The 18,388-nt window shown below is 74.2% G+C and carries 15 protein-coding genes and 1 riboswitch; of the genes, 5 read left to right on the top strand and 10 right to left on the bottom strand.

What is annotated here, in order from left to right:
• Positions 1-11 precede the first annotated feature (11 nt).
• Positions 12-1,097, top strand: coding sequence for an amidohydrolase family protein (locus ACIA8N_RS00385; protein ID WP_365782325.1), 1,086 nt, complete (start codon positions 12-14; stop codon positions 1,095-1,097).
• 15 nt (positions 1,098-1,112) lie between these two features.
• Here the strand turns inward: ACIA8N_RS00385 and ACIA8N_RS00380 are convergent, their stop codons facing one another.
• Both ACIA8N_RS00380 and ACIA8N_RS00375 read right to left on the bottom strand, forming a co-directional pair.
• A complete protein-coding gene (locus ACIA8N_RS00380) occupies positions 1,113-1,673 on the bottom strand; it encodes a GNAT family N-acetyltransferase (protein ID WP_365782323.1) in 561 nt (186 codons plus the stop codon).
• Positions 1,670-3,793 (bottom strand): penicillin acylase family protein, encoded by a 2,124-nt coding sequence (locus tag ACIA8N_RS00375; RefSeq protein ID WP_365782321.1) that lies wholly within the window; start codon positions 3,791-3,793, stop codon positions 1,670-1,672. Before ACIA8N_RS00375 ends, ACIA8N_RS00380 begins: the two co-directional genes overlap by 4 nt.
• A gap of 88 nt (positions 3,794-3,881) precedes the next feature.
• Here ACIA8N_RS00375 and ACIA8N_RS00370 point away from each other — a divergent pair, with 88 nt between their 5' ends.
• Positions 3,882-4,601 carry a siderophore-interacting protein gene (locus ACIA8N_RS00370; RefSeq protein WP_365782319.1) on the top strand — a complete coding sequence of 240 codons (720 nt, stop codon included), beginning with the start codon at positions 3,882-3,884 and terminating at the stop codon, positions 4,599-4,601.
• A gap of 299 nt (positions 4,602-4,900) precedes the next feature.
• Positions 4,901-5,899, top strand: a complete 999-nt coding sequence (locus ACIA8N_RS00365) for an SCO1860 family LAETG-anchored protein (protein ID WP_365782317.1) — start codon at positions 4,901-4,903, stop codon at positions 5,897-5,899.
• 121 nt (positions 5,900-6,020) lie between these two features.
• Here ACIA8N_RS00365 and cobC read toward each other — a convergent pair whose 3' ends face one another.
• Positions 6,021-7,649 (bottom strand): Rv2231c family pyridoxal phosphate-dependent protein CobC, encoded by a 1,629-nt coding sequence (gene cobC, locus ACIA8N_RS00360; RefSeq protein WP_365782315.1) that lies wholly within the window; start codon positions 7,647-7,649, stop codon positions 6,021-6,023.
• A 6-nt stretch (positions 7,650-7,655) separates the two neighbouring features.
• Here cobC and ACIA8N_RS00355 point away from each other — a divergent pair, with 6 nt between their 5' ends.
• A complete protein-coding gene (locus ACIA8N_RS00355; protein ID WP_030546972.1) occupies positions 7,656-8,384 on the top strand; it encodes a ZIP family metal transporter in 729 nt (242 codons plus the stop codon).
• A 2-nt stretch (positions 8,385-8,386) separates the two neighbouring features.
• Here the strand turns inward: ACIA8N_RS00355 and ACIA8N_RS00350 are convergent, their stop codons facing one another.
• The 7 genes from ACIA8N_RS00350 to ACIA8N_RS00320 all read right to left on the bottom strand — a co-directional run bounded on the left by ACIA8N_RS00350 (position 8,387) and on the right by ACIA8N_RS00320 (position 16,785).
• The gene (locus tag ACIA8N_RS00350) at positions 8,387-9,769 is read right to left on the bottom strand and encodes a cobyrinate a,c-diamide synthase (protein WP_365782313.1); all 1,383 of its coding nucleotides are present in this window, start codon (positions 9,767-9,769) and stop codon (positions 8,387-8,389) included.
• Complete coding sequence (cobO, locus tag ACIA8N_RS00345; protein ID WP_365782311.1) at positions 9,763-10,371, bottom strand: cob(I)yrinic acid a,c-diamide adenosyltransferase; 609 nt, start codon at positions 10,369-10,371, stop codon at positions 9,763-9,765. The genes ACIA8N_RS00350 and cobO overlap by 7 nt, the downstream gene beginning before the upstream one ends.
• Positions 10,371-12,464: a putative cobaltochelatase gene (locus ACIA8N_RS00340; protein WP_365782309.1), complete on the bottom strand. Its 2,094-nt coding sequence runs from the start codon at positions 12,462-12,464 to the stop codon at positions 10,371-10,373. The genes cobO and ACIA8N_RS00340 overlap by 1 nt, the downstream gene beginning before the upstream one ends.
• A 46-nt stretch (positions 12,465-12,510) precedes the next feature.
• Positions 12,511-14,019 (bottom strand): cobyric acid synthase, encoded by a 1,509-nt coding sequence (locus ACIA8N_RS00335; protein WP_365782307.1) that lies wholly within the window; start codon positions 14,017-14,019, stop codon positions 12,511-12,513.
• Complete coding sequence (locus tag ACIA8N_RS00330; RefSeq protein WP_365782305.1) at positions 14,016-15,002, bottom strand: cobalamin biosynthesis protein; 987 nt, start codon at positions 15,000-15,002, stop codon at positions 14,016-14,018. Before ACIA8N_RS00330 ends, ACIA8N_RS00335 begins: the two co-directional genes overlap by 4 nt.
• Before the next feature lie 33 nt (positions 15,003-15,035).
• A riboswitch (cobalamin riboswitch) is annotated at positions 15,036-15,168 on the bottom strand.
• Between the two features lie 120 nt (positions 15,169-15,288).
• Positions 15,289-15,510 (bottom strand): hypothetical protein, encoded by a 222-nt coding sequence (locus ACIA8N_RS00325; protein ID WP_030205773.1) that lies wholly within the window; start codon positions 15,508-15,510, stop codon positions 15,289-15,291.
• 12 nt (positions 15,511-15,522) lie between these two features.
• Positions 15,523-16,785 (bottom strand): inorganic phosphate transporter, encoded by a 1,263-nt coding sequence (locus ACIA8N_RS00320; RefSeq protein WP_365782303.1) that lies wholly within the window; start codon positions 16,783-16,785, stop codon positions 15,523-15,525.
• Positions 16,786-17,176: 391 nt separating this feature from the next.
• Here ACIA8N_RS00320 and ACIA8N_RS00315 point away from each other — a divergent pair, with 391 nt between their 5' ends.
• Positions 17,177-18,304 carry a hypothetical protein gene (locus ACIA8N_RS00315; RefSeq protein ID WP_365782301.1) on the top strand — a complete coding sequence of 376 codons (1,128 nt, stop codon included), beginning with the start codon at positions 17,177-17,179 and terminating at the stop codon, positions 18,302-18,304.
• The last annotated feature ends 84 nt before the right edge of the window (positions 18,305-18,388 follow it).

The raw sequence follows: 18,388 nt of genomic DNA, 5'->3' as shown, positions 1-18,388 counted from the left end.
ACAGTGCAGACATGAGCGATCACACGGTGCTGCACGTGAAGGGGCGGGTGCTCGTCGGCCCCGAGGACGTACGGGACGAACTGTGGTGCGTCGACGGGCGGATCACCTTCGACCGGCCCGCCGCGGAGGCGGTCACCGTCGAGGGCTGGGCACTGCCGGGACTCGTCGACGCCCACTGCCACGTCGGCCTCGACCGGCACGGCCCCGTCGACGAGGCCACCAGCGAGAAGCAGGCCCTCACCGACCGGGACGCGGGCACCCTGCTCATCCGTGACGCCGGCTCCCCCTCCGACACCCGCTGGATCGACGACCGCGAGGACCTGCCGAAGATCATCCGTGCGGGGCGGCACATCGCACGCACCCGCCGCTACATCCGCAACTACGCCCACGAGATCGAGCCCGCCGACCTCGTGGCGTACGTCGGCCGCGAGGCCCGGCGCGGCGACGGCTGGGTCAAGCTCGTCGGCGACTGGATCGACCGCGAGGCGGGCGACCTCACCGCCTGCTGGCCGCGCGCCGAGGTCGAGGCGGCCATCGCGGAGGCGCACCGGCTCGGCGCCCGCGTCACCGCGCACTGCTTCGCGGAGGACTCGCTCCGCGACCTGGTCGAGGCCGGGATCGACTGCGTCGAGCACGCCACCGGCCTCACCGAGGACACCATTCCGCTCTTCGCCGAGCGCGGGGTCGCGATCGTGCCGACCCTCGTCAACATCGCGACCTTCCCTCACCTCGCCGACGGCGGCCAGGAGAAGTTCCCCCGCTGGTCGGCCCATATGCGCCGGCTGCACGAGCGCCGGTACGACACCGTGCGCGCCGCCTTCGACGCGGGCGTCCCCGTCTTCGTGGGTACGGACGCGGGCGGCTCCCTCGCCCACGGACTGGTCGCCGAAGAGGTCGAGGAGCTGACGAAGGCCGGCATCCCGCCGCTCGACGCGCTCTCCGCCACCGCCTGGGGTGCCAGGTCCTGGCTGGGCCGCCCCTCCCTGGAGGAGGGCGCCCCCGCCGACCTCGTCGTCTACGGGGAGGACCCGCGCGCGGACGTCCGCGTCCTCGCGGCGCCGCGCCGGGTCGTCGTCAACGGCCGGGTGACGGGCTGACCCCCCCCCGGGGGATCAGCGGGTCAGGAACGCCAGCCGGGCCTTCTTCTCCGGGATGAAGACCTCCGGCAGGTCCACCTCGGGCAGGACGACCTCGGGGCCCAGCTCGAACCCGGCCCGCACCATCCGGGCGATGGCCTTCTCGTTGGCGGCGTCCGGGTCGACCACGATGCGGGTGTGGTCCCGCAGCGAGAAGGCGACGAGCACGGTGAGCAGCCGGCCCGTCCAGCCGGGCCGCGGGGCCGTGCCCGGGGCGATCAGCAGGTGCACGCCGATGTCCCCCGGCAGCGCCTCGTAGCACTCGCTGACGCGGTCGGCCTCGGGGTCGTACGTCTGGAACAGCGCGACCGGCTCGTCGTCCAGGCTGACGAGGAAGCCGTGGTGGGTGGTGAGCGAGTCGAGGTGCGCGTAGATGTCCCGTACCTGCTCGACGGTGGTCCCGGCCATGCCCCAGAAGCGGGCCCGCTCCTCGTTGACCCAGCCGTGCAGGAGCGGGGCGTCGCGCTCGGGCTCGACGGGCCGGACCGTGACGGTGCCGAAGCCCTCGACGTTCTGGACGTACACGGCGGTGGTCATCCCTGCTCCTTGGTGAGGTACTGCCAGTCGGTGGTGACGGGGGCGAGCTCGCCCCTCAGCCACAGGGGGAGTTGGTCGCGGTGGTGCGGGTCGCCGGGAACGCCGGACGCGCCGAACGGCACGATCCACCCGCTGCGCTCGCGGTCGGCGAGGTCCCAGACGTAGCGGGCGGCGGAGGCGCGGGCGCTGCGGTCGGTCCAGCCGGGCACGCTGGACGTGGAGAACACGCAGTCGTGGTCGCCGCCGAGCCCCGGCCACTGGGCGTCGTCGGCGTCGGGCAGGGCCTGCCAGGGCGCGAGCCGGTGCGTCACGCCCCAGGCGGCGGGCGGCTCACCGGCGCCGACCTCTTCGAGCGCCTCCCGCACGATCCGGTCGACGTCCGCCGCGGGCACGGGCCCGGCCACGAGGAGGGTCTCCAGGGCGTAGGCGACGCGCGGCCCGAGGGCGAGCCAGGGCCGGAAGACCTCGGGGTACGCGGCGGGTGCGCGCAGCGCCTCGAAGGCCTCGTGGGCGGCGAGCCGGCGGACCACGGCCGCGCGCACGGCGGCGTAGAGACCGGCGTCGGTGCTCTCCGCGTCCATCCGCCGGTCCCAGGCGAGCAGCCGGTCCCGCACGGCGGAGGCGGCGGGGGAGAGGCCCGGGGCGGCGGCGGGGGAGGCGGCCGGGGAGTCGACGGGGGAGAGGCGCTCGCCCGCCCGTGCCACCGCCGCGAGGAGACGGGCCGCCGAGGGGTTGTCGGTGTCCCGGTGGACGGCGGTCGTCGTCTCCGGGGTCCATTCCGCCGAGGCGCCGAGCAGCGCGTCGATCCGGGCCGCCCGGTGCGGCGGGGCGAACTCGATGCCCAGGGGCGCGGCCAGGCCGCGGGCGTTGGCCATCACGGCATGGCCGCTCACCTCGGCGCGCGGCAGCGGCGCGGGCTCCGCCGCCCAGTCGTGCGCCGGGTCCCAGGCGGGCACGATCCGCAGCGAGTTGGCCCGGTCCCGTACGGGTACGTGTCCTGCGACCCGGTGCAGCAGACCGCCCTCGGTGTCGGCGGCCAGGACGACGTTCACGGGCTCGACCCAGCCGTCGAGGGCCGCGTCCACGTCGGCGACGGTCCGGGCGCGCAGCAGCGCGGGCAGCACCCCGAAGCCGAGCTGCCCGGTGACCCGGGGCGGGTAGCGCAGGCTGACGGCCTCCCAGACGCCGGTGCCGGGCTCGTCCTCGACGCCGATGATCACCGGGCCCCGGTCCGTCTCGATCACCTCGACGACGACCGGTTCGCCGCCCGCCACCTCGATCGTCTCGGTGTGCGCCGGCGCGGGGCGCCACCCGTCGGGGCCGTACGCCTCCACCCCGCCGTCCGGGAGCCGCCGCAGCCGCTCCCGGTAGAGGTCCTGGTAGTCCGCCATCGCGTTGGTGATGGCCCACGCCACCGGACCGGTGTGGCCGAAGTGGCCGAGTCCCGGGATGCCCGGCACGGCGATGCCCACGACGTCGTACGCGGGGCAGGCGAGCCGGATCTGCTGGTAGACGCCGGGCGCCTCGATGAACCGGTGCGGGTCGCCGGCCACCAGGGCCGCCCCGCTCGCGGTCCGCTCGCCGGCGACCAGCCAGCCGTTGGAGCCCGCGGTGCCGGGTCCGTCGGTCGCGAAGAGCTCGGTCCACTCCTCGCCGAGCCGGCGGGCGACCTCCTCGCGCCACAGCTTGGTGGGGAAGCCCGCGAACAGGATGTGGGTCGAGAGCCAGACGGCGAGCGGCGTCCACGGCTCCCAGCGCCCGGGCGCGAGACCGGTCTCCGCGAACTCGGGGGCGTGCGAGGCCCCTTCCGTCAGGCCGTCGTTGACGCCGTCCACGTACGCGCGGACCCAGGCGGCCGTCGGCGCGTCGTCGCGTTCGAGCCGCTCGAAGCAGCGGCGCGCGGTGTCGGCGAGCCGGGACCGGCGGGCGAAGGTGTCCCAGCCGAGTTCGGCGGAGCCGAGGAAGGCGGCCGTGGTGCCCTGGGCCCGGTGCCGCTCGACCTCCAGCTGCCAGGCCCGGTCGCGGGCGGTGACCCTGCCCTGGGCGAAGGCGAGTTCGTCCGGGTCCGCGGCGCGCAGATGAGGGACGCCCCAGGCGTCCCGGTAGACCTCGATACTCACGGAGACCCCGTTCCGTCCATGTCCGCTGCGAATTTCTTAGGTTAGGCTGACCTAAATAATCTACAGGAGTTCAGGGGAGGGGATCGCGGTGGGTCACGGTTGGCAGGGTGCCGTTCTCAAGCTGATGCGCGGTAAGGACTTCACGTTCACCGTGACGGGGGCCGAGCAGGTCACGGACGACTACCGCCGGGTGCACTTCACGGACGGCGGCCTGCTCGCCGCCGCCGGAGTGCACCCGACGATGTGGGTACGGATCTGGTTCGCCGGCGCGGGCAAGCCCCACCAGCGCGCCTACACCCTGGTCGACCCGGACGCGGAGGCCGGCACGTTCAGCCTGGAGTTCGCCCTCCACGACGGCGTCGCCAGCCGCTGGGCCCGCACCTGCGCCCCCGGCGACACCGTCGAAGCGACCCTCCAGGGCACCGGCTTCGAGGCCCCCGACCCGGTTCCCGGACGGCTGCTCGTGGTCGGTGACCCGGCCTCCCTGCCCGCGATCAACTCGCTGCTCGACGCGCTTCCCGGCGTCCCGGCCACCGTCTGGTTCGAGACCCAGCACGCCTCCGACGAGGAACTGCCGTTCCGGCTAGACCCCGAACTGCACGAACTGCGCCGGGTGCCGCGCGAGCGCGGCGGCGCCGATCTCGTCGCCCGGGTGAAGGCCGAGCTGCCCGCGCTCGCCGACGCCGACCCGTACGTCTGGATCGCCTGCGACACCGCGACCACCCGCACCCTCGCCACGTACGCGCGCAAGGAGCTGGCGCTCCCCAAGGAGCGCGTCCACGCGCTCGGGTACTGGCGCCCGAGCTGAACGCGTCGCGTTGACGATCCGTTACTTCGGTGACGCGCGGGTCGTTCTCACCCTTCTCGTGTGGCGCCCCGCCCGCCCGCACGTGCGAGAGACGCGGGACACCCGGGAACGGTTGTGGCGAAAAAAATCGAAAATGAACACGGAAACCCCCCTTTGGAGTGAACTCACGCCAGGCGACTGCCGGTTCACTCTCCGTGCGTAAAGATTCCGGTGTCTCAAGTCGCCGAGGCCGCGCCGACCCACCGTCCCCGTGGTGAGCGGCCCGGCGACGCCATGTCTCTTGTGGGGGTTCCACCACCGTGAACAGCAACACCTTCCGCATGCCCGTACGCCGTACCGCCGCCGCCGCGACCGTCGCCGCCCTGACCATCGGCCCGGTGCTCCTCGCGGCGCCGGCGGCGCAGGCCACGGGCGGCGAAGGGCGCGCCACCGCCGTCGTCCTGCGCACCGGCCTCGACGTCTCCCTGCTGAACAAGACGGTCGACGTGCCGCTGCGAGTCAGCCTCAACGAGGTCAAGGCGCCGGCGACCGAGAGCGAGACCGCGCTCTCCGTGAAGGTGCAGGGGGCCGAGGGCGGGAAGCCGATCGACATCCTCGCCGCCGACGTCGCCACCTCCGAGGCCACCGTGGACGACGAGAAGGCCGAGGGCCACGTCAACCTGGTCAAGGCGCGGGTGCACGTCCCCGGCATCCCGCTGCTCTCCCTCATCGAGGTCGAGAAGGTCACCTCCAGGGCGCTGTGCGAGGTGGGCGAGAAGCCGGTCGCCGAGTCCAACGTCCTCGGTCACGTGACGGTCTTCGGCAAGAAGACCACCCTCTCCGCGGGCGGCAGGACCCAGGTCGCCGTGCCCGGCGTCGGCCAGGTCACCCTCGACCTCTCCCGCACCTCGACGACCTCCCGCACGGCCGCCGCGACGGCCCTCGAACTCAAGGTGGAGGTCGACCCGCTGAAGCTCGGCGTGGCCGCGGTCGACGGCACCGTGACACTCGCCGAGGCGACCTGCGAGACGCCCAAGGGCACGGCCCCGACCGGGAAGCCCACCGAGAAGCCGACCGAGCGGCCCACCCAGAAGCCCAGCGAGCGGCCCTCCGAGCAGCCCACGCAGCAGCCCACGGCCAGGCCGAGCGACGCCGGCGGCATCAAGACCGACAACGGCGGCACCACCCCCACCGAGAACCTCGCCGAGACCGGCGGCAGCTCCACCACCCCGTACATCGCGGCCGGAGCACTCGCCCTCGTCGTGGCCGGCGGCGGCGCCCTCGCGCTGACCCGCTCGCGCGCCCGCTCCCGGGGCTGACGGCCCGAGGGGGACGGCCCGAGGGGGACGGGCGCCGGGGGAGTGGTCAAGGGGAACCACGGGTCCGGGGAGGGCGACGGTGACGACGTCGCCCTCCCCGGACCCGCGCGCGTTCCCGAGCTCAGCCGCCGATCAGCAGGGCCTGGTCGAGGGCCTGGAGGAAGCGGTTCGTCGTCACCCGGTCCCGGACCGCGAGCCGCAGCCAGTTCCGGTCGAGCCCGGGGAACGTGTCGCCCCGCCGGGCCGCGAAGCCCAGCGACCGCAGCCGCTCCCGCACCGTGTCCGCCCCGTCGATCCACAGCAGCACGAAGGGGCCCTCCGCCCCCTCCACCGCCCGCACCTCGTCGAACTCCGCGAGTCCTGCCAGCAGATGGGCCCGCTCCACCCCGATCCGGTGCGCCGCGTGCTCGGCCTCCGCGAGCGCCGCCCGCGACATGCACGCCTCCGCCGCGACGAGCGCCGGCGTCGACACCGGCCACAGCGGCTGCGCCCGCTCCAGGGCCGCGATCGTCTCCGGCTCGGCGAGCGCGTACCCGATCCGCAGCCCCGCGAGCCCCCAGGTCTTGGTGAGGCTGCGCAGCACCACGAGCCCCGGCACGTCGGTCCGCCCGGCCAGCGACTCGCGCTCGCCCGGCACCGCGTCCATGAAGGCCTCGTCCACCACCAGGATCCGCCCCGGCCGGGCGAGCGCGGCGATCGACTCGGCGGGGTGCAGCACGGAGGTCGGGTTCGTGGGGTTCCCGATCACCACCAGGTCCGCGTCCTCCGGGACCGCCGCCGGATCCAGCCGGAAACCGTCCGCCTCGCGCAGCAGCACCCGGCCCACGTCGTGCCCGGCGTCCCGCAGCGCCGCCTCGGGCTCGGTGAACTGCGGATGCACCACCACCGGCCGCCGCACCGGCAGCGCCCGCGCGAGCAGCACGAAGGCCTCCGCCGCGCCGGCCGTGAGCAGCACCCGGTTCGAGGGCAGGTCGTGCCGCTCGGCGACGGCCGCCCGCGCGGCCCGGCCGTCGGGATACGCGGCGAGACCCGTCAGGGAGTCGGCGATGCGCTCCCGCAGCCAGTCCGGCGGGGTGTTCGTCCGAACGTTGACCGCCAGATCGATGAGTTTCTCGTCCCGTACCTCGGCGTCACCGTGGTGGCGCAGGTCGTGGGCGTCGGTATGCGTGTGCATGTCCATGGCCGCCGTCGTGTGGGGGGTGGGGATGGTGGGGGGTGAGCCGGGCTCGCCAGCGATGTACCCGTGAGCCCGGTGCAACAACCGTACGTCTGTGGCGTCTTCGTTCGGACGTAACGGGACGTAGGCGGCGAGCGCACACGTTACGCGCGCGTTCTTCCGCTTCGGTACGAGCAGCATGGCCCCTGCGACAGCCCCGACGACAGCCCCGGGAAGCAGTTCCCCGCATGTGTCCCGCGCGTCCCGCGCGCCCGACGCGGCCAGCAACGCCGCCGCCTCCGCCACGGATCCCGTGCCCGTCGCCGTCAGCGGCACCGCCGACGGATGCGGTACGGGCACGGCCGCGAGCTCCTCCGCCGTGAACCCCCGCACCGGCACGCCCAGTACCTCCGCCGCCCCCGCGACGCCCGGCTCCGCGGCCCGCGCGTCGAGCGTGCCGAGGGACCGGACGTCCGCACGCGCGAGCCCCGCCTCCCGCAGCACCGCGTCGACCAGCGCGAGTACGTCCGCCACCGGAGTCCCGGGCCGGGCCCCGACGCCGAGGTGCGCGGACGCCCCCCGATCCGATACCAAAGGCGCATGGCTGTGGTCGTCGCGCTCGGCGCGTTCCTCATGACGCTCTTCGGCGGTTGGGTCGCCGGGCGCGTCACCGACCGCCGCCACCTGGTCCTCGGGCTCGCCGGCGGGCTCATGCTCGGGGTCGTCGGACTCGACCTGCTGCCGGAGGCGCTGGAGGCCGCGGGCGCCGAGGTCTTCGGTGTTCCGGAGGCCCTGCTGCTCTTCGTCGGCGGCTTCCTCTTCGCCCACGTGGTGGAGCGGCTCCTCGCCGTCCGCCGTGCGGCACACGGGGTCGGAGCCGACGAGCGGGTCCCGCAGGTCGGTCTCACGGCGGCCGCAGCGATGGTCGGCCACAGCCTGATGGACGGCATCGCCCTCGGCGCCGCCTTCCAGGTCGGCGGGGGCATGGGAGCGACCGTCGCCCTCGCCGTCATCACCCATGACTTCGCCGACGGCTTCAACACCTACACGATCACGAGCCTCTACGGGAACGCCCGCCGCAGGGCCGTCGGAATGCTCGTCGCGGACGCCCTCGCCCCGATCGTGGGCGCCGCCTCCACCCTGCTGTTCACCCTTCCGGAGGAACTGCTCGGCAGCTATCTCGGTTTCTTCGGGGGCGCCCTGCTCTACCTGGCCGCCGCCGAGATCCTGCCGGAGGCCCACCACGACCACCCCGCCCGTTCCACCGTGCTGTGCACGGTGGCGGGCGTGGCCTTCATCTGGCTCGTGGTGGGCGTCTCCGGCGGCTGAACTCACGCGACCGGACCGCCCGCGCACCGCTCGACGAACCGGGCGGCGACCTCGGGGGCACCTGCCCAGTGGGTGTGCACGTAACTGGCGTGCACACCGCCCTGGACGAAGCCCTCCAGTCGCCGCTCGGGCTGCCGCAGCCCCCAGGCGGCCTCGGCCCCGGCACCCGGCTCGATCACGGTCCGGTGGAACTCGTGACCCCGCATCCTGGCGCCGGCGGGTGCGAGGACGCTGTCGCTGACGGCGACGGCGTCCCGGTACCCGAGCGTGAGCCGCTCGGACATCCGCGCGTCCGCGTCGAGCACGCCGCACATGGGCGTGCCGTCGAGCGACCGCGCCAGGTACAGCAGCCCGGCGCACTCGGCGGCGACCGGTGCCCCCGAGCGGGCGAGCTCGGCGACGGCCTTGCGCAGCGGCTCGTTGGCGGACAGCTCGGCCCCGTACATCTCGGGGAAGCCGCCGCCTATGACGAGCCCGGACGTCCCCTCGGGAAGAGTCTCGTCCCGCAGCGGATCGAAGGTGACGACCTCGGCCCCGGCGGCGGTGAGCAGTTCGGCGTGCTCGGCATAGGAGAACGTGAAGGCGGCCCCACCGGCGACGGCGATCCTCGGCGTGGGCACGCCGGTGGGCACGCCGTGACCACCGGCGTGCAGCCGCTCCCCGACCTCAGCCACCCACGGCTCGGCGTGCAGTTCTGGCGCACTGCGCGCCAGCGCGAGCAGCGCCTCCATGTCGCACCCGGCGAGAACCTGCTCCGCCTGCGCTGCGACAGCGGACACCGCCGCCGCCTGCCGCTCGGCGACGGGGACCAGGCCAAGGTGCCGCGACGGCGTGGCCACGGCCGGCGCCCGCCGCAGCACCCCGAGGACCGGCACCCCCGACTCCCCGAGCGCCTCCCGCAGCAGATGCTCGTGCCGGTCGGTGGCGACCTTGTTGAGGATCACCCCGCCGATCCGCACCTCCGGATCCCAGGACGCGAACCCGTGCACGAGCGCCGCCACCGACCGCGACTGCGAGGACGCGTCGACGACGAGCACGACCGGTGCCTTGAGAAGCTTGGACACCTGCGCGGTGGAGGCCAGTTCGCCCTGGTCGGCCGCCCCGTCGTACAGACCCATCACGCCCTCGACCACGGCCAGGTCGCAGCCGCGCGCCCCGTGCGCGAAGAGCGGCGCCACAAGCCCCGTACCGCACATGTACGCGTCGAGGTTGCGGCCGGGCCTGCCGGTCGCCAGGGCGTGGTAGCCGGGGTCGATGTAGTCGGGGCCGACCTTGTGCGGGGAGACGGCCAGACCACGGCCCGCGAACGCGGCCATCAGGCCGGTCGCGACCGTGGTCTTGCCCGCGCCCGACGAGGGCGCGGCGATGACGAGACGTGCTACCACTCGATGCCCCGCTGGCCCTTCTGACCGGCGTCCATCGGGTGCTTGACCTTGGACATGTCGGTGACGAGGTCCGCGAAGTCGACGAGCTCCTGCGGCGCGTTGCGGCCGGTGATGACGACGTGCTGCTGCCCGGGACGGTCGCGCAGCACCTCCACGACCTCCTTGACGTCGATCCAGCCCCAGTGCAGGAGGTAGGCGAACTCGTCGAGGACGTAGAACTTGTACTTCTCCTCGGCGAGGTCCCGCTTGACCTGCTCCCAGCCCTCGCGGGCCTTCTCCTCGTGCGACTGCTCGCCCTCGGCGACCTCGCGCTGGATCCAGGACCAGCCCTCACCCATCTTGTTCCAGGTGACCGTGCCGCCCTTGCCGGTCTCGCCGAGCGCCTTGAGGGCGTTCTCCTCGCCGACCTTCCACTTGGCGGACTTGACGAACTGGAACACCCCGACCGGCCAGCCCTGGTTCCAGGCGCGCAGCGCCATGCCGAACGCGGCGGTCGACTTCCCCTTGCCGACGCCGGTGTGCACCATCACCAGTGCGCGGTTGCGTCGCTGACGGGTGGTGAGACCGTCGTCGGGCACGACGGTCGGCTGTCCCTGCGGCATTAAGCGGCCCTCCTGGCAGTGGTCCTGTGCGTTCCCTGAACATCTCTGACGAGTCCGGCGATCGAGTCGGCGCGCAGCTCGTCCAAGCTGACGGCGGTGCCGCCGAGTTCGCACGCCAGGCTCACGGCGAGTCCGAGCCGCACCGGCCCGGTCTCGCAGTCCACGACCACCGACGCCGTGCCGTCGGCGGCGTGCAGCCGCGCCGCGCGGGCGGCGAGCGCCACCGGGTCGGCACCGCGGCCGGTCGCCCGCCCGTCGGTCACGACGACGAGCAGCGGGCGGCGCGAGGGGTCCCTCAGCCGCTCGACCCGCAGCACGTCGTGGGCCTTGAGGAGCCCCGCGGACAGCGGCGTACGACCGCCGGTCGGAAGCAGTTCGAGCCGGGCGGCGGCGGCGTCCACCGACGAGGTCGGCGGCAGGGCGACCTCGGCGTCCCGGCCCCGGAAGGTGACCAGACCGACCTTGTCGCGCCGCTGGTAGGCGTCGAGCAGCAGCGAGAGGACGGCGCCCTTGACGGCGCTCATCCGCTGCCGGGCCGCCATCGAGCCGGACGCGTCCACGGCGAACAGCACCAGGTTCCCCTCGCGCCCCTCCCGCGTCGCCTGCCGCAGGTCGTCCCTGCGGACCACGAGCCCCCTGCCGGTCCGCCCGCGCGCCTTCTGGTGCGGGGCGGCGGCCTGCACGGTCGCCGCCAGGTGGAGCTTGGTGAGGGCGCCCCGGGGCCGGGTGGATCCGGTGGTACGGCCGTGCTCGGTACGGGCCCGGGAGCGGCGCCCGGCCGCGCCCTCGCCGAGACCGGGCACGCTCAGCATCTTCGTACGGAAGGGCTCGGCGGCCTTGACGGCGGCGCGCTCACCGGCGCGGGCGCTCGCGGGCTCGGGAGCCGGTGCGTCATCGGGAGCCGGTGCGTCGCCCGGAGCCGGTGCGTCGTCGGGCGCGTGCCCTTCCCCCTGCGGCGGAATGCCCCCGCCGGGACCGCCACCGTCCGGGCCGCCGTCACCGGGGCCGCCGTCACCGGGGCCGCCGTCACCGGGGCCGCCGTCACCGGGGCCGTCGGGCTCCGGGTCGTCCTCGGGCTCGTCCCCCTTGAACTGCTCCAGGGTCTCGTCGAGCTTGTCCTCGTCGAGGCCGGGAGCGTCGAACGGCGAACGCCGCCGCCGGTGCGGAAGGGCGAGCAGCGCGGCCTGCCGTACGTCCTCGGAGGTGACCTCGGTGCGCCCCGCCCACGCGGCGAGCGCGGTCGCGGTCCTGGCCATGACGATGTCGGCGCGCATGCCGTCCACCTCGAACGCGGCGCAGGTCGCGGCGATCTGGAGCAGTACGGCGTCGCCGAGGGTCACCTGCGGCAGCAGGGCGCGGGCGGCGACGATCCGGCCGCGCAGCGCGGTCTCCTCGCCCGTCCACCGCGCGGCGAACGCGGCCGGGTCGTCCTCGAAGGCGAGCCGCCGCCGGACGACCTCGACCCGCTGCTCGGGCTCGCGCGAGGCGGCGACCTCCACGGTGAGCCCGAACCGGTCGAGCAACTGCGGCCGCAGCTCGCCCTCTTCGGGGTTCATCGTGCCGACGAGCAGGAACCGGGCGGCGTGCCGCACCGAGACGCCCTCGCGCTCGACGTACGAGGAGCCCATGGCGGCGGCGTCGAGAAGGAGGTCGATGAGGTGGTCGTGGAGGAGATTGACCTCGTCGACGTACAGGATGCCGCGGTGCGCGTCGGCGAGGAGCCCGGGCTCGAAGGCCTTCACGCCGTCGGCGAGCGCCTTCTCGATGTCGAGCGCGCCGACGAGCCGGTCCTCGGAGGCGCCGACGGGCAGCTCGACCATCCGCGCGGCCCGCTCGGCACCGGGCCCGGCCTCGTGCGGCCCGTCCGGGCAGCCGGGGTCGGGCGCGACCGGATCACAGCTGAACCGGCAGCCGGCGACGACCGGCACGGAGGGGAGCAGCTCGGCGAGCGCCCGCACGGCCGTGGACTTGGCGGTCCCCTTCTCCCCCCGGACGAGCACACCGCCCACGGCCGGGCTGACGGCATTGAGCAGCAGCGCGAGCCGCAGGTCGTCCATACCGACGACGGCGGTGAACGGATACCGGGTGCTCATCGGTCGGTCACTCCTTCAACTCGTTGATGTTCGGCGGTCGTCATGCTCACGGCGCGCCCGGCGGCACGAACGGCAGCCCCGCCGGGGCCCCCTCCTCGATCAGCCGCAGCAGCGCGTCCGTGTCCGCGTGCTCCTCGATCAGGTCGCCGAGCCGGTCCAGCTGCTCTTCCCGCAGCGTCCCGAACGACGTGTCGGGGGCCGGCACGAACCGGCGCCCGGCCGCCGCCGCGACCTCCCGCAGGAAGGCCCGCCGGAACCCGTCGCTCTCCAGGGAGCCGTGCCAGTGCGTGCCCCACACGGAGCCCACCCGGCAGCCGTCCAGGAAGGGTTCGCCCCCGTCCACCGACGCGACGCCGTGGTGGATCTCGTACCCCTCGACCCGCTCGCCGAGCGCCTCGCCGACCGGCCGTGCGAGGGTCTTCTCGCGCGCGAACCGGACGCGTACGGGCAGCAGCCCGAGCCCGTCGACGGCCCCCGCCCGTGACTCGACCTCGTCTTCGATGTGCTCGCCGAGCAGCTGGAAGCCGCCGCAGATCCCGAGCACCGGCCGCCCCTCGGCGGCCCGCCGGGCCAGCGCGTCCGCGAGGCCGCGCTCCCGCAGCCATGCCAGCGCCTTGACCGTCCCCCGGGTGCCCGGCACGACGACCAGGTCCGCGTCGGCGAGTTCCTCTGCACGGTCCACGAACCGGACGACGACGCCCGGTTCGGCGGCCAGCGCGTCCACGTCCGTGAAGTTCGACATCAGCGGTACGGCGCAGACCGCGACCCGCAGCACGTCCTCGCCGAACGGCGGCGCGACGACCGACTCGCGCACCGCCCCGCGCAGCGAGACCCGGAGCCCGTCCTCCTCGTCGATGCCGAGCCCGTGGGCGTACGGCAGGACGCCGAAGGTCCGCCGTCCGGTCAGCCCGTGGAGCATGTCGAGGCCGGGTTCGAGGAGGGTCACGTCGCCCCGGAACTTGTTCACGAGGTATCCGGCCACCAGCGACTGGTCCTCGGGGCTCAGCAGCGCCGTCGTCCCGAAGAACTGGGCGAAGACCCCGCCCCTGTCGATGTCGCCGACCACGACCACCGGCAGCCGCGCGGCCCGCGCGATGCCCATGTTCACGATGTCCGTGCGCCGCAGGTTGATCTCGGCCGGACTGCCCGCCCCCTCGCAGATCACGGCGTCGTACATGCCCCGGAGTTCCTCCAGGCACGCCATCACCGGCTCGAAGAGTTCCTTCTGCCGCCCTCCGTGGTAGCCACGGGCGGACAGCTCGCCCACCGGCTTGCCCATCAGGACGACCTGGCTGGAACGGTCGCTGCCCGGCTTCAGCAGCACCGGGTTCATCAGGGCCGTCGGCTCCACCCGCGCGGCCTGCGCCTGCATGGCCTGGGCGCGGCCGATCTCGGCGCCCTCGCGGGTCACGAAGGAGTTGAGGGACATGTTCTGTCCCTTGAACGGCGCCACCTTCAGGCCCTTGCGGACCAGCCAGCGGCAGATGCCGGCCGTCACGACGCTCTTGCCGGCGTCGGACGTGGTGCCGGCGACGAGCAGCCCCCCACCCCTCATGTGTTCCTCCGCTTCAGCGCGTGTCCGAGCAGCCGGCCGCCCACACAGACGGCCAGAGTGAGTCCGGTGACCCGGCGGGACAGTCGTACCGCCCGGTCGATGTCGGCGACCTCGACGGGCCGCCCCTCCCCGTTGAGCACCGGCCGGTGCTCGACGCGTCCGCCGTACGAGAGGGTCCCTCCGAGCCGTACGCCGAGGGCGCCCGCGAAGGAGGCCTCGACGGGGCCCGCGTTGGGGCTCGGGTGCTTCGCCGCGTCCGCCCGCCAGGCCCGTACGGCTCCGCGCGGGTTCCCGCCCGCGACGGTCGCGAGCACGGCCGTCAGCCGGGCCCCCGGCCAGCCGGCCACGTCGTCGAGCCGGGCCGAGGCCCAGCCGAAGCGCCGGTGGCGCGGCGACCTGTGGCCGACCATCGCGTCCAGGGTGTTGACGGCCCGGAAGCCGACCAGTCCCGGCACGCCCGCGACCGCGCCCCAGAAGAGGGCGCCGACCACGGCGTCGGAGGTGTTCTCGGCGACCGATTCGACGACCGCGCGGGCCATCGCGGGTCCGTCGAGGGACTGCGGGTCACGTCCGCACAGGTGCGGCAGCCGCTCGCGGGCCACCTCCAGGTCGCCCGCGGCGAGCGCCCCGCCGATCGCGCGGGCCTCCCGCCCCAGGGTCGTACCGCCGACGACGGCCCACACGGAGGCGGCGGTGAGGGCCACGGCGGCGGCCGGCCTGTTCCGTACGGCCCGTGCGGCGAGCGCGCCCAGGGCGACGGTGGAGCCGGCGCAGACGGCGGTGTGCAGGGCGCCCCAGCCGCGGTGGTCGTGGTGGAGGCGCCGCTCGACCGCGGCGGCGGCCCGGCCGAACACGGCGACGGGGTGTCCGCGGCGGGGGTCCCCGACGAGCAGGTCGACGGCGAGACCGGCGGCCGCTCCGTACGCGAATCCGTCCGGGAAGGGGCGACTGGCTCTGGAAAGGCTGCGGCTGCGGCCGGGCATGGCGCATGTCCTCACTCAGGGTCCGCGCCCTGGATCGACGTGACCGGCGGCGAGAGTTCCTGACTCCCGGACCCTTCGGGTCCGGTCACAGTGGCGGGACCGCGCCGGATTCGCACCGGACTTCCTCTACTGCCGCCGTAATGGCCTCGGCAGTCCACCACGGGCCGAGAACAGCCGTCAACTCACCCTTGACCTGCGTCGCGTCACTGTGCGAAGCGCCACAAACACGACGGCCGGGCGGCCCGCACCCGAAGGTGCGGACCGCCCGGCCGAGGGACCGCGACCGTCAGACGACGATCAGGTAGATGCCGTACGCCACGGCCGCGAGGCACAGGGCGAAGCAGGCGTAGGCGCCCGTGCGAGCCAGGGCGGCGGAGCCTCCCTGGGCGGCGGCCTGCTCCTGCTTGGAGAGGCCGATGATGCCCAGGGTGAAGAGGCCCACCAGCGCGACGGTCGCCACGAGGCTGACTCCGAAGACGGAGCCGAGGGCTGCCCAGTCGATCTTCATGTCGTTCGTTCCTTACACCGCTGCGGCGGGGGCGGGGGGAGCGGCCGGGTCGGTGGGAGCCGGCGCGGGGATGGTGGTCTTGAGGTCCTCGTCCGCGACGGCGGCGACGGATCCGGCCGCGGGCGGCGGGGTGACGGCCGCGATGGCGGTGGTCACCACACCCGCGGGCTCGGCCTCGACGTCGTTGACGTTGGTGTGGTCGACCACCTGGCGGCGGGAGATGACCCAGATGGCGAGGCAGGAGGCGACCAGGAAGGCCGCGACGGTGTAGACGCCCCAGTCGCCCTGGCGGGCGACGTACTCGGCACCGGCTCCGACCAGGCCCGCGGCCGGAAGGGTCAGGCCCCAGGCGACGAACATCCGGGTGGCGGTCGACCAGCGGACGACACCGCCCTTGCGGCCCAGGCCCGCACCCATGACGGCGCCGGAGCAGGAGTGCGTGGTCGACAGCGAGAAGCCGAGGTTCGAGGAGGCGAGGATGACCGCCGCCGCGCTGGTCTGGGCGGCGAAGCCCTGCTGCGGCTGCAGGTCGGTCAGGCCCTTGCCCATGGTGCGGATGATGCGCCAGCCGCCCAGGTAGGTGCCGAGCGCGATCGCGAGGCCGGCGGAGACGATCACCCAGACCGGCGGGTTGGAGCCGGGCGCGAGGACGCCGCCGGCGACCAGGGCGAGGGTGATGATGCCCATGGTCTTCTGGGCGTCGTTGGTGCCGTGGGCGAGGGAGACGAGACCGGCGGAGGCGATCTGACCGGCCCGGTAGCCCTTCTCGGTCGTCTTCTTGTCGGCGTTCTTGTCCATGCGGTACGTCAGGCGGGCGGCGAACATCGCGGCCAGGCCGGCGACGAGCGGAGCGGCGACCGCCGGGATGAGCACCTTGCTGACGACGACCCCGCCGTTGACCCCGCTGACACCGATCGAGGCGATGGTGGCGCCGATGAGGCCGCCCATCAGGGCGTGGGAGGAGCTGGAGGGAAGTCCGACCAGCCAGGTCACCAGGTTCCAGAGGATCGCGCCGACGAGCGCGGCGAGGATGACCTCGGGTTGGATGCCCTCCTCGTTGACGAGTCCCTTGGAGATCGTCTTGGCGACCTCGACGGACAGGAACGCGCCGACGAGGTTCAGCACGGCGGACATGGCCACCGCCGTCTTCGGCTTGAGCGCACCGGTCGAGATGGTCGTGGCCATCGCGTTGGCGGTGTCGTGGAAACCGTTCGTGAAATCGAACACGAGAGCTGTCACGACCACAATGGCGAGCAGCAGCGTGATGTGTTCCATTTACCCAGGCAATCGTTTGACGTCAGTGGCTGGACGAACGTAAGCAACCTGGGTGAACGGAAGGTGAACTGGGTCGGGCGGCACGGTGTCTCGATCCGGTGTCAAGAGATTCCGTTTACGGCTCCGGCGGCCGGACCGTCCACGATGCGGTCACCCCACAACCCGGGGTAATCCGGGCCCACACCGGCCACATGGGCCCCGCCCCGTTCCCATCCCCGGCGCCCGGTTCCGCTCCCTGGACCGAACCATCCGACCGGGGGACCCCGCCGAGGAGACCCACGTCACTCCCAGGAGTGGGCCCCGCGGCCCCGGAGGCCACCGCGGGCACCCGTCCGGGGCCGTCCGGGTCCGTCCGGTGGCAGCTCCTCCCCACCCTGCCGAGACTGGGAGCGTGCGCCCGGTTACAGCGACGGCAGTGGCCGTCACCACTCTGCTCGGTGTCGGCGTGGCCGCGGTCGCGGCCGGCCGGTACGCCAGCGACGTCGCCCTCAGGGCACCGTCCGGACGTCCCCTGCCCGGAGACCCACGGCTGACCGTGCACGCCACGGGCCCCGAGCGGATCACCCTCACCCGCAGCCTCGCCTCGCTGCGCCCCGGCACGTACGGACTGGAAGGCCCCGGCCTGCACGCCGTCGTCGGCCCGGTCCTCGACCGGGTCCCGCACACCGCCGACACCGTCGTGCGGCGGCTCGAGCGCGTCGAACTCGGCGTGCTCGGCCCCGGCGCCCACGTCCGCCTCACCCCCCAGCTGCACCGCGGCACGCCGCTCGGCGCCCTCGGGCTCGCCCACGAGGACGCCGAGATCCCCGGCGAGCTCGGCCCCCTGCCCGCCTGGCTCGTGCCAGGACCCCGCCCCACCTGGGTCATCGCCCTGCACGGCCTCGGCACCACCCGCGAGCACCCGCTGAACGTCGTCTCCTTCTACGACCGCCGCAAGGTCCCCGTCCTCGTCCCCGCCTACCGCGGGGACGAGGGAGCGCCCGCCGCCCCCGACGGCCTGGCCCACCTCGGCGACTCCGAGTGGCGGGACGTCGACGCCGCCATCCGCTACGCCGTGCGCAGGGGCGCCGCCAAGGTCGTCCTGCACGGCTGGGGGACCGGCGCCTCGATGGCCCTGCGCGCCGCCGCCGAGTCGGGGGTGCGCGACCGGATCAGCGGCCTCGTCCTCGACTCCCCCGTACTGGACTGGGAGGCGACCCTCCGCAACCTCGCGGCGGCCCGCCATGTCCCCGCTCCGCTGCTCCCGCTCGCCGTCCGCGCCGCCCAGGGCCGGACGGGCCCGCACGAGGACCTGCTCACCGCCGCCTGCGCACCGGACGCCCCGCGGATCCCGATCCTGCTGTTCCACGGCCCCGACGACACCATCGCCCCCTGGGAGCGGTCCGTCGAACTCGCCGCCCGCCGCCCCGGCCTCGTCTCCCTCCAGACCGTCCGGCAGGCTCCGCATGCGGCGATGTGGAACGCCGACCCGGTCCGCTACGAGGAGTCCCTGCGCCGCTTCCTCACCCCGTTCCTCTAGAGGCGCCCCGCCGGTCGGGCCGGGCCCGTCACGGGCCCGTTCCGACGGGGTGCCCGATTCCGATTGGGCTTTCGGGCCGTCAGC

Source organism: Streptomyces sp. NPDC051822 (genome assembly GCF_044452745.1).
Lineage (GTDB): Bacteria > Actinomycetota > Actinomycetes > Streptomycetales > Streptomycetaceae > Streptomyces.
Note: the sequence above shows the minus strand (reverse complement) of the source record. Positions and strands in the feature narration are given on the sequence as shown.

Excerpts from the sequence above, each read along its gene's own strand:
- cobO (WP_365782311.1), bottom strand. The coding sequence starts at position 10,371 with ATGCCGCAGGGACAGCCGACCGTCGTGCCCGACGACGGTCTCACCACC.
- ACIA8N_RS00330 (WP_365782305.1), bottom strand. The coding sequence starts at position 15,002 with ATGCCCGGCCGCAGCCGCAGCCTTTCCAGAGCCAGTCGCCCCTTCCCG.
- ACIA8N_RS00380 (WP_365782323.1), bottom strand. The coding sequence starts at position 1,673 with ATGACCACCGCCGTGTACGTCCAGAACGTCGAGGGCTTCGGCACCGTC.
- ACIA8N_RS00325 (WP_030205773.1), bottom strand. The coding sequence starts at position 15,510 with ATGAAGATCGACTGGGCAGCCCTCGGCTCCGTCTTCGGAGTCAGCCTC.
- ACIA8N_RS00385 (WP_365782325.1), top strand. The coding sequence starts at position 12 with ATGAGCGATCACACGGTGCTGCACGTGAAGGGGCGGGTGCTCGTCGGC.
- ACIA8N_RS00320 (WP_365782303.1), bottom strand. The coding sequence starts at position 16,785 with ATGGAACACATCACGCTGCTGCTCGCCATTGTGGTCGTGACAGCTCTC.
- ACIA8N_RS00335 (WP_365782307.1), bottom strand. The coding sequence starts at position 14,019 with ATGAGGGGTGGGGGGCTGCTCGTCGCCGGCACCACGTCCGACGCCGGC.
- ACIA8N_RS00340 (WP_365782309.1), bottom strand. The coding sequence starts at position 12,464 with ATGAGCACCCGGTATCCGTTCACCGCCGTCGTCGGTATGGACGACCTG.
- ACIA8N_RS00355 (WP_030546972.1), top strand. The coding sequence starts at position 7,656 with ATGGCTGTGGTCGTCGCGCTCGGCGCGTTCCTCATGACGCTCTTCGGC.